Origin of the sequence: Enterococcus sp. DIV1279b, assembly GCF_050531515.1 — a bacterium.
GTDB lineage: Bacteria > Bacillota > Bacilli > Lactobacillales > Enterococcaceae > Enterococcus_D > Enterococcus_D casseliflavus.
The window spans coordinates 1,869,770-1,882,985 of record NZ_CP172891.1; the positions used below are offsets into that span (position 1 = coordinate 1,869,770).

Annotated in this window: 12 protein-coding genes; all 12 read right to left on the reverse strand. The window is 42.3% G+C overall.

All coding sequences use genetic code 11. From position 1 onward, the window contains the following. Positions 1-27: 27 nt before the first annotated feature. The gene (lepB, locus tag IGI71_RS08810) at positions 28-507 is read right to left on the reverse strand and encodes a signal peptidase I (protein WP_430615431.1); all 480 of its coding nucleotides are present in this window, start codon (positions 505-507) and stop codon (positions 28-30) included. A gap of 18 nt (positions 508-525) precedes the next feature. After that, positions 526-2,577: a glucosaminidase domain-containing protein gene (locus IGI71_RS08815; RefSeq protein WP_430615434.1), complete on the reverse strand. Its 2,052-nt coding sequence runs from the start codon at positions 2,575-2,577 to the stop codon at positions 526-528. A gap of 259 nt (positions 2,578-2,836) precedes the next feature. Next, entirely contained in the window at positions 2,837-5,890 is a 3,054-nt protein-coding gene (locus IGI71_RS08820) for a WxL domain-containing protein (RefSeq protein ID WP_260262444.1), read from the reverse strand. 1 nt (position 5,891) lies between these two features. After that, positions 5,892-7,019, reverse strand: a complete 1,128-nt coding sequence (locus tag IGI71_RS08825; protein ID WP_060791955.1) for a DUF916 and DUF3324 domain-containing protein — start codon at positions 7,017-7,019, stop codon at positions 5,892-5,894. A 13-nt stretch (positions 7,020-7,032) separates the two neighbouring features. Then, a complete protein-coding gene (locus tag IGI71_RS08830; protein ID WP_010748398.1) occupies positions 7,033-7,845 on the reverse strand; it encodes a WxL domain-containing protein in 813 nt (270 codons plus the stop codon). Between the two features lie 40 nt (positions 7,846-7,885). Next, positions 7,886-8,689: a WxL domain-containing protein gene (locus tag IGI71_RS08835; protein WP_115233073.1), complete on the reverse strand. Its 804-nt coding sequence runs from the start codon at positions 8,687-8,689 to the stop codon at positions 7,886-7,888. Positions 8,690-8,703: 14 nt separating this feature from the next. Continuing rightward, positions 8,704-9,078 carry an LPXTG cell wall anchor domain-containing protein gene (locus IGI71_RS08840; protein WP_010748400.1) on the reverse strand — a complete coding sequence of 125 codons (375 nt, stop codon included), beginning with the start codon at positions 9,076-9,078 and terminating at the stop codon, positions 8,704-8,706. Positions 9,079-9,675: 597 nt separating this feature from the next. Further along, positions 9,676-10,332: an endonuclease III gene (gene nth, locus IGI71_RS08845; protein WP_005226155.1), complete on the reverse strand. Its 657-nt coding sequence runs from the start codon at positions 10,330-10,332 to the stop codon at positions 9,676-9,678. A 24-nt stretch (positions 10,333-10,356) separates the two neighbouring features. Next, on the reverse strand, positions 10,357-11,058 hold the full coding sequence (locus tag IGI71_RS08850) for a DnaD domain protein (protein ID WP_115232341.1): 702 nt from the start codon (positions 11,056-11,058) through the stop codon (positions 10,357-10,359). A gap of 112 nt (positions 11,059-11,170) precedes the next feature. Then, entirely contained in the window at positions 11,171-11,557 is a 387-nt protein-coding gene (locus IGI71_RS08855) for a RidA family protein (protein WP_015509753.1), read from the reverse strand. Then, positions 11,554-11,994 carry a Fur family transcriptional regulator gene (locus IGI71_RS08860; protein WP_005226158.1) on the reverse strand — a complete coding sequence of 147 codons (441 nt, stop codon included), beginning with the start codon at positions 11,992-11,994 and terminating at the stop codon, positions 11,554-11,556. Before IGI71_RS08860 ends, IGI71_RS08855 begins: the two co-directional genes overlap by 4 nt. 169 nt (positions 11,995-12,163) lie before the next feature. Then, the gene (cysK, locus tag IGI71_RS08865; RefSeq protein WP_118215638.1) at positions 12,164-13,093 is read right to left on the reverse strand and encodes a cysteine synthase A; all 930 of its coding nucleotides are present in this window, start codon (positions 13,091-13,093) and stop codon (positions 12,164-12,166) included. Positions 13,094-13,216 lie beyond the last annotated feature (123 nt).

A 13,216-nucleotide genomic window follows, 5' to 3' on the forward strand; every position in this document is an offset into this window, starting at 1 on the left:
CAAACTTCCTTTCAAAAAGCTGATGTGTCAGAAGAACGTGGTCACCACACCATAAAAGGTTTTACTTGAAATGATTCCAAATTCTCTACTATCACTTGAAGTGAGCAGTGCATCGCCAACGACAAAGTACTCATCTTCTTTGAGGTACCCCCGAATCGGCAACGCCTCAACGGCTTCATCCTTCACAGTGATCATAAATGAAAAATCAAAGTCAGTATCCTCCGCCCCAATCAACAACCGCTCCTGTGTACGAACGAAGGAATCCCCCGGCACACCAATCACTCTCTTGATCAAAAATTTTCCTTCCTGTTCGAAAGCGATCAGCTGATAGCGATTTGGCTGACGCTTTTTATGAATCAGCACAACTTGTCGATCCTCGATCGTCGGCAGCTTGGACGTTCCTCTGACTAACGCCAGTCGATACGGCTGAAGAAACGCAATAAGCAAAAGGACCATCAAAAAGATACCGCTGATAGGAAGACCTATTTGTCTATGCCTTTTACTCATATTGCCAGCCCTCCATCCTTATTTTGGCATAATATATGAAACACTTGATGAGTGCGCCAATTCATTGCTGATCACGCGATAAGAGATTGTGGTTCCACCATAGACATTTCCTTCTGAAACCAAAATACCATTTGGACCAACGGCTTCAACAAAAGCGACATGACCATAACGAGGATCAGATCCAGCTGTTCCAGGTGCAAAAGAGATCATACTGCCTGCTTTAGGCGTTTGACTGACGTTGTAACCTAAACGTCGTCCGGTATTGCCCCATTGACCACCATTTCCCATGTAGTCATCTACTTGACCGCCTAATTGACTCACCCGATTGAACACATACCAAGTACATTGTCCAACAGGATACGAACCAGAAAGATTGTAGTCATGACCGTTGTATTCTGGGAATGTCATGAGGGAGCGATACTCTTCTGGAATTTGTTCTTTTCCTTGGATAAACAAGCCTGTTTCTGTTGCGATCACTTGGTCATATTGCGTCAATCCATAGACCGCAATCAGTGAATTGATTTTTTTACTATAATTAACATCGGTCGCATAAGTGCCCGTCAAAGCATCTGCTGCCCGAAGATAGTTTTTTGATTCAGAGCGCCACACGTCTTGATAAAAGGTTGGATTTCCAGTGATTCCTCCGCGAATCAATTTGACATAATCTGCCATCGAATCTCGATAACTTGAATAGGAACGAAAGGCTGCTTGAATTTGGAATAGTTCTCCGTTGCCTTTATCTTCCATTGTTGGTAAAGTCACGCTGCTTCCTTGATAACTGCCTTTGATCCCAAAAAGGTTATAATGGGGACTGCTGGAAAGCCCGCTGTCGCCACTGCCGCTTTCAAGGATCGCTTGCGCGATTAATACAGAAGCAAAGACATCGTATTCTTGCCCTAAGCTTTGGGCTTCTTGTGCCAATGTTTCAATAAACGTCTGGGTCTTTTGATTCACTGTAAATTCGTAAGGGGCTGGATATTCAGTAACTAGCTTTTCGCCATATGTAGCCAATTCAGGATTTGATAGCCGTCTGATCGATAGCGGCTCTTCGATTGAAACCCGCTGAACTTCGATGGCAGTTTTCGTTGGCTCTTCTTGATTTGTCACTAAACTTGCTTGGTAACCATCTGCGAGGTAGATACCAATTAACTTATTTTCGTCATATAAAAGATCCCCCGGTTGTAATTGTTCAACCTGCTGTTCTTTTTCTATCCAGCTAGCTTTTCCTTCTATAACCGCTTTGATCCGTTCATTGATCCATTCGTCCATTGTCGATGGTTCTTCTAGTTCACCAATTTGCCCGATGATCTCGTAGACCAATGCCGCTTGCCATTGGGCATCATAATCAGCTAATATCGGCAAGGTGAAATCTAACAGATTCGAATCTGCGATCTTCGCTGCCCGAAAACTCTCTGGTAAATCAATGGTACGTCCATCATAAAAAGAATTTTTCAAGTGAGAAGTAGCATCTGGTGATTGAACGACAGGGTTTATTACTTGCTCAGGTGCAATAATCGGAGGTGTTTTCGGCTCCTCTTTTTTTGCATTTTCAGTATTTTCGTTGCTCTCAGTTGAAATTTCATTTTCTTTTGGTGCCAATGACTCATCAATCAAGTCGGTCTCTTTTGGCTTGTTCTCTGTTTCTACTTCTAGATCGTCCGTTTCAGCATCTAGTTTTTCCTCTTCCTCGGAAGGTTCCGTGGACTCTAATTCCTCTAGTTCGGTCGTTTCCGCTGACTCGGTCGTTTGTGTTGAGTCTGATTCTTCAGACGAATCAAGAGATTCTACAACGGGATCTGCTGTTTCTGAATCCACAAGCGGTTCATTTGATTCGGAGGATAACTCGGTCGAGTCCTCCGTTTGCTCTTTGCTGACGTCTTCTTGACTTTCTTGGTCATCTGCTGCCGATGAATCTTGGTCATCAAGTTGCTGTTCGACATTTGTATTTTCTGAATAGTTATCAGGCTGAGGGCTTTCTTTCGCCAGCAATACGGGAGAAACAAAAAGTTGGCTTGCTAAAATCCCAGCACTGAATACTGTCAGATATGACTTCTTTTTTTTACTCTTCATACAGTTTCCTTTCTCTTGTTTCAGCTGGCATCATTGGTTTTGAACAAAACCTGACGAACTGATTCAAAGCTGCTTGAATAGTTATTGCACGAGTTTAGGTGAACTCTATCTCTTCGCGGTTATTAGGAAGCAAGCGTGATCTACCGCAAAAAAACGGTAAAACCCACTGCTTTTCAAGCGATTTACTCACTATCTTCCTATCAAGAATGGAAGCTGTCATAGGCGTCAACAGCTTCCATTTGATAAGATTGAGCATTGATCATTCGGTAGATGGGACAAAACTTAACTCCCATTCAATCGTTGCTTGGTAGGTCATGTTACGCGGATTTGATCCAATGGGTACTTCAAGTTTGACACTATCCCCCATCGTCCCCATATCCCCGTAGCGCTGAATCCAGGTACCGCTTCCTTCATTTGCATCTGCTTCAGCGATCAAAGCGGGTACCCCAGGATCAAGGATCATTGATTCACTATAAGTGGGAGGAATTGCTGAATTGGCAGCATTCGTCAGCATAACTGCATTTTCTAAAATAATTCGTGCACCCCGAAGTTCTTCTCCTCGATCATTACGAAATCCTGCAGCGGATAATGTCGCGTTTAGTTCCCAGCCGGTAAATTGAGCGCGACGGTCAGAAATCTGCACGTAATTTGGCCGTTCCTCAGTTACTGAGCCATCTGCACTGCTAAGACGTTGCGGCAATGCCTTGTACTGTTTGGTATCTGCACTTATTGATACATCTCCAAAGCTATACTGGGAGATGAAATCGATACTGATAAACCCTAAATGTTCTGGTATATCCGGTTTATTTTCTGGATTTACTTCAATATCTGGCGCGATCGGATCTCGTGGATTCATTGTGGCAATCTCTTGAACAACTGTTTCAGCTGTATCAAATTTTCCATTTAAGAAAGCGTAAGCCGTCACCGTATTATGTTTTGTAAACCGATCCCCCTCGGCTAAGGTCAAGCTGAAATCACCATTGGCATCTGCTTGAAGATGGAACAAGCTGTTATCATCAAAAGAGGGTGATTGCAGTTGCGGTGCGGGAATCGCTGGATCTCCGTCAAAACGAATCACACTATAAGGTGTGGCTTTTCCCCTAATGATTCTTGAGCCTTCCAGTGCCGGGTCTTCCGTTAATGGTTCTAAATGAACCTCGACATCTGGAATATATTCAAATAGGATACGTTGTGCTCTTGTGGTAAAATTCGCGCGAAAATGATCAACGATCTCTTGAGAGATGGAAGAAACATTCGAAATCGATGACAAGGTAGAGGCAAAATTCACTTTTAAGTTGAAGATTGGACTCCAACTGAAGTCTGGTTCCTCCGTCAAGTTTCCGTGCCGCCATTGTTTCGCTGCTTGAATATCCACATCTAATAGCCCACCGCTGCCGGAGATCGAAATAAGGCTGCTATTTGCTGCATTTCCGGTAACCGCCCTTGTTTTCTCTAAATTGATGCGTTGTGCATCCGCAAAAGTGAAGGTTGAGGCCGAGCTCAAAAATGTCATCAAGGAATGAGAGGGATTGGTTCCGTCTGACTTAATATCCAAGATTCCTTCTTTAGCAACAATAAATGTGGCGGCACCGGCTACATGGATCACTCCGGATGTGGTGGTCCCTTGATTCACTGCATCAATTTCGACACTGCTTTTATTTCCAATAAGCATCGTGCTTCCAGCACCCATGTAGATAATGTTATAGCCCCATCCATTGAGGCTTGTGGTACGTCCGTCAGCTTTGATTACCACTTTGCTATCCTCAGACATTTCAAAGTGGGCGCCGCTAGCATACATACTGATTGCGGGGGAGTTGGCTCGAGCATTCAAATGAAGCTCGGATCGATTACCGATATCGATCCGACCATTTTGAATGTAAATATTTGCCCCATAGGCTTCTCCTCCTGTGCCAGCTGTTCGCAAGGTCATTTTCACATCATCGCCAATAATCATTCGACCCGTTGCATAGTACAAATAAATATTTCCCGCATTAATCGTTGACATGTCAACTACTGCGTTATCGAGAACTTCTAATTGGGTTATTTCCATATTTACCTGATTCGTTGCGTTGATCGTTTGTACTCGTCCTGATCGGGACGTATACGTCGGTGATTGATGCGATGTTACCTCGCCAGACATAACGACAGGTGTTGCGTGCGAGTGAATCAATTGATTTCCCGCATTGGTCAAATTATGGTAGCGCATTCTGGATAGATTCTGTTGTGGAATGCTCATATTCGTAAAATTCATGAAGCCATAATAGTTGCCATGAACGATATCGATATTTTGGTACGTGATGTCCCACGGCGTTGCACTATTGACGGTACTATCATAAAATCCGACAGCAACAGCTCTAAAGTCGATTTGATACCCATTGCCTTCGATCACAAGCGTTCTTGAAATTCCAGAAGCATTGGTCCAAATATAGGCTAATCCATTTGTTGGGTTGGAAGTTGCACTTCCCACAGCCACTCCAGAAACTCCTTGAGTAGGATTATCCGAAGATTCAAAGTCGTTTACGATATTGATATAATTTACATCTTTGTTCACGATTGCCGCCATAAATTCTTGCCAGTTGGAAACATCCCGATGACTGATTTCGTTTAACGGTGTGACCGGTTCTGTCAATTGGGCAATCGCTTCTGCTTGATCAGCTTCTGTGTCTTGCTGATTCTCGTTTAGGTTCGCGTCATTGGAAGGTTGCGTGGTTCGTTCCCCTTCCTGCGGCGTCTCTGATGGTGAGACTTCTGTCTCGATCGTTTCATTATCTGCATCATCATCCGAGTCCTCTTCCTCGTCATCTTCTGCCTGTACTTCGATCGTTAGTTCCGCTTCACCTATAACCAGTTGATAATCGCCTATTTTATTAAAGACGATAGGAATCTCGAACTCCATTAGCTCTTCATCAAAGGTAAGCGTCCATTCCTGTTCTTCTTCAGACAGCTTTTTACTCTTCACTTCTGCAGCAAATTCTTCTTCCGCGATCGCTGCTTCTTTCGCTACAACCAGCGTAATCTCATCTAACGGTTGGCTTGATACGACGAAAACATCGATCGGTTGATCCACGACACCTTCAATCACACTAACTGGAAACTGAAAAAAAGGGGTATGGATGTCAAATTCTTTTGTTTGGATCGGTTGTGTTGCTTTATCAAGCAAGGACATGTTATGCGTTTCGTCCAATGGTTCAATCGTGTGATCGATGGCGTGGATTTCTGGCAATAGTAAACTGCTCAGACTTGGAAAAAAAGTTTGCACACTTAGCAATCCAATAATGATCGCAATTATTACCTTGTGTGGGGTATTCTTCATTTCAACTTTTCCCACCTTCCTTTGCATTTTTTTTCTGACGAACAATTAGGATGATCGCAAGCAATAGAAACAAGCTGATTAGACCAGCCGTGGCGATCATCCACCAATTGAGTGACGTATCTACAGTGACATCGAGTTCATTTAAGCGGCGAGCATCTTCTGCCTCTACGCTAAATGTCTGTTCCCAAGACCACTCTTCCTCTCCTGACCGCGCAGTAAGATTCAATACATACTCCCCATTACGAAAACGATCGCCATTCAAGGGAATTGGGAAATGCATATGTGAATTAGGAGCCATTTGCATCGCTGATTGACTTGTTTCATATAAAATTGTCTCACTGCCAACAGATCGAATTTCAGCTGTTACTTCCAATTGATTGACAAATGTTGAAGTATAATTTTGGATAACAGCACTAAATACGTTTCGGTAGTTTACTTGATCGGCAAAAACATCAAGCAGTTCCAATCCCGGATCCGTTGCGGACCGATTGTTGCTTACTACCACACCAATGACATAGGAAAATGCATTCCGAATACCTAATCCTTGTTCAGCAGATTGTGTTTGCTCCTCTTCCGAAATAACCTCTTTGATTCGAATGCCACCTGCCAAAACCCCTTTAAATTCCTCTTCTGGCATCGTAATCGGTAAAGAAATGATTCGTTTTTCTAATGGATCGAACGATACGGTTTCAGGCACCTCTACCAGTTCATCAATTGATGCAGGTAAAGTCGGATCAGGGGATTCTGCATCCCTACCATATTCCACAACACCATTCACATTCGTAAATGCCGTATGGGCAGAAATTTCTATTTCGATCGCTTGATCAGAACCATTTTCGATCTCTAAAGCCAATTCATCACGTTCTCCTGCCCCAAGATTTAAATCGAAATACCCCAATGCCCCTCCTTCCAGCTGACTTTCCGGTAAGATAGGCGTCACATAGAAGTTTAATTCTGATTCTGTCTGAGCATAGCTCAATCTTGGTGAAAAAAAGAATGATAATAGGATGACCGCATAGGTAACCGTTTTTATCCATTTCATTCTCATACGTTGTTCAGTCAAAAGTGGTTCTCCTTCCAAAAAAGGCAGGAATAATTTACTATTCCTGCCAGTTGTTTCTTGTTGCAAGCTATGATCCTTCTTACGGATTTACTGTTTCGCCGCCACTATCAACAGAAGCAGTTAGCGTCCATGTCATTTCCGCAGTATAGTTAGTTGCTAGCTGCGTGGTAGAACCTGGTACAAATAGTTGAATATCATCATTTCTGATAATTTCGCCTTCTTGTTTATTAAGATTTTGTTCCGTCAATTTTTCTTGATCTCCCCAGTAAATCGATGAAGCGCCCGCGCCTTGACCGACCGAAGCACGCATGACAGGAATGTCTTGATCGTTGACATCTAAGATCAACGCATTTTGTTCTTCATTATTGATAACGGCACTTGGCTGTAAGTCTGGATCACCCTCGCCTTTGTTGAACACGATCTCAGGGTTTGCCAACTTGATTTTTGCCCCAGTCAAGACATCCCCTGATTCAGAAGTAAAATCAGTTAGACTAACATTTAATGTCCAACCAGCATGCGTTCCTCGGGTATCTTGCACTTGGGCAAACGATACATACGGTGTCGTACCTGATTGATCAGCCAAATTACGCTCATCAGCAACGATTGAATACCAACGATCACTGGTAGAAATAGCATTCTGACCAAAATCGAATGTTTGTGGTGCATAAGCAATGGTAAATGGACCCGTTTGTCCTGGCGGTGTTGGTTCGATCGTTTCTACTTCTGGGTGCACGACTGGCGGTTGTACCACTGTTAGATCGCTTCCGTCTGAGGTAAACCCTACAACGTTATCGGTAGTCGTTTCTAATGAAGATTGGGCAAAGGCTTGAACGCCTCCTGCTAGTAAAGTGGTGGATAATACAGCGACCGTAGCTAAACGAATCTTTTTCATTTCTAGTTCCTTCTTTCTTTTTATTCAGTACAAAACCAAGTTATTGAACCGTTTCTCCGTCCGGTCCAGCTGTTGCAGCCAATGTCCAAGTAAGGGTTGCTTCATAAAGAGCAGCGTCTTTCGCTGTTGATCCAGGAACAAGTAACTCGATTCCAGCATTTTCAACAACCTCTGCGCCTGCTTCCACTTGTCGATTGATTTCTTCCTGATCGCCCCAAACGACTGACGATACACCAGCACCTTTTGTTTGAGCAGCGGTCAGAACCGAACGCTCACTATTTGTAGCATCTAAAATCAATCCATCCGCATGAATTTGTGGTTCATTTTCTTGGTTGCTTCCGTTATATTCCAATTTTGGCGAATTAAAACGAATTCTTGCTCCAGTCAGTTCATTATTTTGTGTTCCTGATTCAAAAGCACTTAAGGAAACTTTTAAATCCCACCCAGCATTTGTCCCACGCGTATCTTGGACTTGGGCAAAAGAAACATAAGGAACTCTTTCTTCACTATCTTCCGCATCTTTTAGCTTGTGTAATTCAGCCACTAGCTTATATTCTTGATCGGTATTAGAAATCACTTGCTCACCGAAATTAAGCGTAGGTGCGTAAGCAATCGTCAATGGTCCCGTTTGTCCTTCCGGGCCGACTGGATCGATCTCTACATCTGGACCATTAGGACCAGGATTTGGTGGTTGAACCACTGTTGCTTCGCTATCGTTTGGTACAAAGAGAACTTTCCCTTCTGTATCATGGTTTGTTACACTTTCAGTAGCGAAGGCTTGCGCGCTAATAGTAAATAAAGTTGCAGCTAAAACAGCTGCCGATGCAAATCTTACGAATTTCAAATTCATCCCTGCTTTCAAATTATTTGTCTTTTCTTTTTAACCATCATAAATTTTGATCGATGTTTGGTATATTGCACATACAATACAACCAGTACGAGCAGTAATCCAAGTAAGATTACGCCGTAAGTTCTTGTCTCGTTGGTCTTTGGTAAAATACCACCTGGTTTTGCTACCTCGTTTGGTGGCGAGATATTCTCTGTAGGGCCTGCTGGCGGTGCTGGTTCGGGTTGCCCAATAGGCTCATAAACACCGGTAAAAAGCACAGAGCTTTCTGTTTCAACCGACTGCACTTCCTGAGCATTCACCGCTGCAGTAGAAATAGTTATCCCATAAAAAAGAGTGCAAAACAGAACCATACGAACTAATTTCCATACCTTTTCTCCTTTCATTCACCCTCCTCCTCTATACTTGCCACATCTTATAAGTGATCTTTTCAAAACTGCGTTTGTCTAAGACCCGTTAACAAAAAATGATTTTGAGATCGTTACAGAATCATTTGAACTATGCAACGCTTTTTCTGTCATTCGTAAAATAGCAGAGAAAGACTTATAACCTTTGACAAAGTTCACTATACTGATGATTTTCACAGATTTGAAATACTATTTTTCACCAATAGGTGAATTTTCTTATTAATTTTACGTTTTATTGACCGAAAATATGCTGTTTTATAAAAAGAAAGGTTAAAAACTGTCCGAAAGAAGCCCATCATACTAAGCTTACAAATAGTTTCAAAAAAAAGGCGTATCGGAAGGTTCATTTCGCATCGAGCATCATCCCTCACACGATCTCTTTGTGAAAAAACATCTAATTTTGAGTGGTGTAATCAAAAAAATTCAGTAAGCTTATGTTTTTCCAGTTACTTGAAAGGGCTTTAATAAAGGGTATTACGTTAATTACCTGTTTTTTTATCAATTTGTGCAAAAAAAAAACGCTAAGCGATTTCGCTTAGCGTCTTGATCCTAGTTACTTTTGGTTTATGTTCACCATTAAATGGTTTTCTTCCCCTTCATCCGAAGTTTTCCTTCTTGGCACATTGTCAACAATGGACAAACCTCACACTTAGGTGCCCGGGCTGTGCAATGATAACGACCAAAGAAAATTAACGTGTGATGCGTTTTGACCCACAACGTATCTGGAATCTTTTTCATCAATGTTTGTTCGACTTCTAATACGTTGGCGTCTAGTTTACAGATGCGCAGCCTTTTTGATACCCGCTCGACATGCGTATCGACAGCGATTGCTGGAATGCCAAATGCATCGCCAAGAACGACGTTCGCTGTTTTTCTGCCGACACCTGGCAAAGAAATTAAGTCTTCTCTGGTTTGAGGCACTTCGCCTCCAAAACGCAACAACAATTCAGAGGCACAAGCTTTGATATTTTTCGCTTTGTTTCGATAGAGGCCAATCGATTTGATTTTTTCAATAATGTCTTCTAACGGCGCCTCGCTGAGAGCCTGCGGCGTTGGATATGCTTCAAAAAGTGCCGGTGTCACTTTATTGACTGACACGTCCGTTGCCTGTGCGCTTAGAATGACAGCAATCAGCAATTCAAAGGCATTTTTTGACACTAGTTCTCCATGTGCTTCAGGAAACATCTCATACATTATTTCTATCGCAGTCATTGTTTTTTCTTTACTGATCATTGGACGAATTAAACTCCTTGTATCTTACTCTCCTTCTAACCAATTATGCATAGGGATTTTGGGCATTGGGCCATCCTCTTGTGGCGTGGTTTCATTTTGAAGAAACTGTTTTTTTCTTCTTTTTTGCTCTTCTTCTACTTGCGCTTTTGAGGTAATATTCTTGCGTTCCCACGAAAGCAAAATACGATCGATATAGTTTAAACTATACGCTTGATTCAAGACCGCTTCTCGCAAAGCAAACTGGACCAGCTCGGGATCATAGTGGTCCTCATCCAACCACTGCCCGATCCGTTGGTATTCGATCGCCGATAAGGGGCGACCAAATTCTCCTTCAAATAAGCGATACAACTCGCGTATCTTCTCTTCATTTGTTTCAGCGACTTCCTTTTTGGATTGCTGCTGCAAAAGAAACTCGAGCCGTTCATAAATGCCAGTGAAATCATAATAATCCACCATTTTTCCTGCGTCGTCTTTTTTTGAATCCATTCGCAGCACATCTTTTTTCAGCAATTGATTCAACCAATGATAGATCTCTTTTTGGTCGCTGCCCATCACCGAGGCGATCTCACGTAAATCTGGAAAATCATTGCCTTGCTCATGGCTGCGATACAGTTGCAGCCATAACAAAAATTCATCATTCGTCAAACCAAGATGATGGTAATTCTCTAAAAGCAAATTTGAAATCGTCGTTTGCCCTTTTGCCAAATATTCCTTTAACGAAACCATACTGCATCCTCTTCTCCTTGGCTCACTTGAAACATTAAGATTCTTCCTACTCAGGATCGAATCAATAAAAAGGGGACGACGCAAATGCGGACGTCCCACGATTCTTTGTTGGTTACGCTTTTTCTTTGACTGCTGCGATGATCTCAACTTCAACCAAAACATCTTTTGGTAAGCGAGCAACTTCGACAGCAGAACGTGCAGGTAACGCTTCATTGAACAATGTGCTATACGTATTATTGAAAGGAACGAAATCATTCATATTTTTTAAAAAACATGTCGTCTTAACGATGTCATCTGGCGTAAGTTCCGCCGCTTCAAGAATCGCGTTGATATTTTTCAATACTTGCTGAGTCTGTACTTCAATCGTCGTACCGACAACTTCCCCCGAAACAGGATCTAATGGCACTTGACCAGAAGCAAACAAAAAGCCGTTTGCGATTTTTGCTTGAACATAAGGACCGATTGCTTGTGGTGCTTGATCTGTAGAAATTATCTTCATTTTGTTTCCTCCTCTTTCACTTGGCATTCGGGACATAGACCATAAACTTCTAGTCGATGGTTATTTATTTGATACCCAGTTAATTTCGAAGCCGCCATTTCGACATCTTCCAATCCTGGATAGTAAAAATCAGCGATCTTTCCACACTTTTGGCAGATAGCATGATAATGAGGCTCCGTTGTAAAATCAAAACGGCTGGAGGCATCTCCATAATTCATTTCTTTTACAAAGCCAATTTCTGTGAACAAACGTAAGTTATTGTATACCGTTGCGACACTTATACCAGGAAAATGAACTTCGATCGCCCGATAAATCTCTTCAGCGGTTGGATGGGCATCGTGACTGGCTAAAAATTCTAATATCGCTACTCGCTGCGGTGTAATACGAATATTTTCATGTTTTAATCGTTTGATCGCTTCATCGTAGATCGTACTCACAGGAGTTCCTCCATTTCTCTTATCTTACCTATCATACTATGTAAAACCTAAAAATTCAAACAGCTTTCCTTGTTTTTTTCAAAGGAATAGCGCATTTTCCCAGCCCGTCTTCCCTCAGTTTTTCGAGAAAGAAAAGCAGACAAACGAATGCCTGCTTTCTCCCTCTTTGCTAGTCTTCAAACTGATACAGTGCCGTAGACAAATAGCGTTCACCATTATCTGGTACGATCGCTAAGACTTTTTTGCCTTTTCCTAAGTCCTTAGCAACCTCTAATGCCGCTTTGATCGCTGCACCAGAAGAAATCCCTACTAAGATTCCTTCTTTCATCCCAACTTGACGCGCAGTTTCCATGGCATCCTCACTAGCGATGGCAATCACCTGATCATAAATCTCAGTGTCTAGTACTTTAGGAACAAATCCCGTGCCGATCCCTTGGATCTTATGGGGACCAGGTTTGCCACCTCCTAAAATAGCTGATTCTGCAGGCTCAACGCCCACGATCTTCAAATTAGGATAGACGCGCTTCAATTCCTTCCCCGCACCAGTGATCGTACCACCTGTGCCGATCCCAGCAACAAAAGCGTCTAACCCTTTAGATTCAAACGCATCCTCAATTTCTTTCCCTGTCGTTTTTTCATGGACTTCTGGATTGGCTGGATTTTCAAATTGTAATGGCATATAATAGCCGTCTTGTTTTGCTAATTCTTTTGCTTTATTGATAGAACCAGTGATTCCTTCAGACCCAGGGGTCAAAATCAACTCTGCACCATAAGCTTGAACAATTTTACGTCTTTCAATACTCATGGTTTCTGGCATAACCAGGACGACACGATAGCCTTTTGCCGTACCGATCATGGCTAAGCCGATCCCAGTATTCCCAGAAGTTGGTTCGATGATGGTATCACCAGCTTTTAACAAGCCATTTTTTTCTGCTTTTTCAATCATGGCTAAAGCAATTCTGTCCTTGACACTTCCCCCAGGATTGAAGAACTCTAATTTCAGATACACATCCGCAGAACCTTCTTCTACGATGTGATTTAATTTGACGATTGGCGTATGCCCAACTAACTCATTGACCGATTGATAGATTTTTGTCATTGAAAATCCCTCCCGTTCTTATTCTTCCATTCTACCTAAAATAACCCCGAGTTGCGAATAAAAAGTAAGCAATTTCAATTTTTTTCTTATTTTTTTATATTTGTTTGTATTCACTTTCTTGAT